Here is a 3147-nt window from a genome sequence, read left to right on the forward strand (position 1 = left end):
GTTTGTTGTTTTTGTTGAGTGTTTGTGAGAGATAAGCTATGAAGGGCACATGGTGGATGCCTTGGCATCAAGAGCCGAAGAAGGACGTTGGAGCCTGCGATAAGCCCTGGGGAGTTGGCAACCGAGCGTTGATCCGGGGGTGTCCGAATGGGGAAACCCAGCACGAGTCATGTCGTGTTACCTGCGCCTGAATCTATAGGGCGTGTGGAGGGAACGCGGGGAAGTGAAACATCTCAGTACCCGTAGGAAGAGAAAACAATAGTGATTCCGAGAGTAGTGGCGAGCGAAATCGGATGAGGCCAAACCAACTGCGTGTGATAGACGGCAGTCGTTGCGTAGTTGGGGTTGTGGGATATGTCTTTCATCGTCTGCCGGCGGTGAGCTCAGTAAGAAACCAAGCATGAAGGTGAACCAGTTGGGAAGCTGGGCCGTAGCGGGTGATAGCCCCGTAGTCGTATGTGTTTGGCTGGGTTGATGTACTTCCCAAGTAGGACGGCACTCGTGGAATGTCGTGTGAATCTGGCGGGACCACCCGCTAAGCCTAAATACTTCTTGATGACCGATAGCGGACCAGTACCGTGAGGGAAAGGTGAAAAGTACCCCTGGCGGGGAGTGAAATAGTACCTGAAACCGTGTGCCTACAATCCGTCAGAGCCCGGCCGGCTGTTTACAGCAGTGGGGGTGATGGCGTGCCTTTTGAAGAATGAGCCTGCGAGTTAGCGGTGTGTGGCAAGGTTAACCCGTGTGGGGAAGCCGTAGCGAAAGCGAGTCCTAATAGGGCGATTGAGTCGCGCGCTCTAGACCCGAAGCGAAGTGATCTAGCCATGGGCAGGTTGAAGCGCCGGTAAGACGGCGTGGAGGACCGAACCCACTTCAGTTGAAAATGGAGGGGATGACCTGTGGTTAGGGGTGAAAGGCCAATCAAACTTCGTGATAGCTGGTTCTCCCCGAAATGCATTTAGGTGCAGCGTTGTGTGTTTCTTGCCGGAGGTAGAGCACTGGATAGCCGATGGGCCCGACCAGGTTACTGACGTTAGCCAAACTCCGAATGCCGGTAAGTGAGAGCGCAGCAGTGAGACAGTGGGGGATAAGCTCCATTGTCGAGAGGGAAACAGCCCAGACCATCAGCTAAGGCCCCTAAGCGATAACTAAGTGGAAAAGGATGTGGAGTCGCAGTGACAACCAGGAGGTTGGCTTGGAAGCAGCCACCCTTGAAAGAGTGCGTAATAGCTCACTGGTCAAGTGATTCCGCGCCGACAATGTAGCGGGGCTCAAGTTATCCGCCGAAGCTATGGCATTCCGGTTTTCCGGGGTGGGTAGGGGAGCGTCGTGTATCGAGTGAAGCAGCGGAGTGATCCAGCGGTGGACGGTACGCGAGTGAGAATGCAGGCATGAGTAGCGAATGATGTGTGAGAAACACATCCGCCGATTGATCAAGGGTTCCAGGGTCAAGCTAATCTGCCCTGGGTAAGTCGGGACCTAAGGCGAGGCCGACAGGCGTAGTCGATGGACAACGGGTTGATATTCCCGTACCGGCGAAATGACGCCCATGATGAGGCGCATGATGCTAACCATCTGAAGCATGCGTGACCGATCCCTTCGGGGTGAGGCGTGTATGTGGAACATGGGACCCGAGTGTGTAGTAGTCAAGTGATGGGGTGACGCAGGAAGGTAGTCGAACCGGCGCGATGGTTGTCGCCGGCCAAGCATGTAGGACTGAGTCTAGGCAAATCCGGGCTCTGTATGTCTGAGATGTGATGGGGAGCCGTTTGGTGAAGTCGATGATCCTATGCTGTCGAGAAAAACCTCTAGCGAGTCATGAGCCGCCCGTACCCCAAACCGACTCAGGTGATCAGGTAGAGAATACCGAGGCGATCGAGCGAACCATGGTTAAGGAACTCGGCAAAATGCCCCCGTAACTTCGGGAGAAGGGGGGCCCGGATCGTGAACCCACTAGCTGGGGGAAGCGTGAAGGGCCGCAGAGACCAGGCCCAAGCGACTGTTTACTAAAAACACAGGTCCGTGCGAAGTTGTAAGACGATGTATACGGACTGACTCCTGCCCGGTGCTGGAAGGTTAAGAGGACGGGTTAGCCTCACGGCGAAGCTCAGAATTTAAGCCCCAGTAAACGGCGGTGGTAACTATAACCATCCTAAGGTAGCGAAATTCCTTGTCGGGTAAGTTCCGACCTGCACGAATGGAGTAACGACTTGGGCGCTGTCTCAACCGTGGACTCGGCGAAATTGCACTACGAGTAAAGATGCTCGTTACGCGCGGCAGGACGGAAAGACCCCGGGACCTTTACTATAGTTTGGTATTGGTGTTTGGTTCGGCTTGTGTAGGATAGGTGGGAGACTGTGAAGCGCACACGCCAGTGTGTGTGGAGTCATCGTTGAAATACCACTCTGGTCGTACTAGATGTCTAACTTCGGACCATGATCTGGTTCAGGGACAGTGCCTGATGGGTAGTTTAACTGGGGCGGTTGCCTCCTAAAATGTAACGGAGGCGCTCAAAGGTTCCCTCAGCCTGGTTGGCAATCAGGTGGCGAGTGTAAGTGCACAAGGGAGCTTGACTGTGAGACAGACATGTCGAGCAGGGACGAAAGTCGGAACTAGTGATCTGGCCACGGCATGTGGAAGCGTGGTCACTCAACGGATAAAAGGTACCCCGGGGATAACAGGCTGATCTTCCCCAAGAGTCCATATCGACGGGATGGTTTGGCACCTCGATGTCGGCTCGTCGCATCCTGGGGCTGGAGTAGGTCCCAAGGGTTGGGCTGTTCGCCCATTAAAGCGGCACGCGAGCTGGGTTTAGAACGTCGTGAGACAGTTCGGTCCCTATCCGCCGCGCGCGTAGGAAACTTGAGAAAGGCTGTCCCTAGTACGAGAGGACCGGGATGGACGAACCTCTGGTGTGCCAGTTGTACCGCCAGGTGCATGGCTGGTTGGCTACGTTCGGAAGTGATAACCGCTGAACGCATCTAAGCGGGAAGCACGTTTCAAGATGAGGTTTCCCACCCTTTATGGGTTAAGGCCCCCTACAGACTATGGGGTTGATAGGCCGGAGGTGTACAGCAGTGATGCCCAGCCGACCGGTACTAATAGGCCGAGGGCTTATCTTTCATAAACCCTCAACAAAAACAACAA

1 rRNA gene is annotated in these 3147 nt (G+C 54.8%); it reads left to right on the plus strand.

The features are described from left to right. Positions 1-29 precede the first annotated feature (29 nt). Positions 30-3122 (plus strand): 23S ribosomal RNA (locus ACZ6WN_RS30500). Positions 3123-3147: the final 25 nt, after the last annotated feature.

This window comes from Nocardioides sp. NPDC054178 (assembly GCF_055585005.1).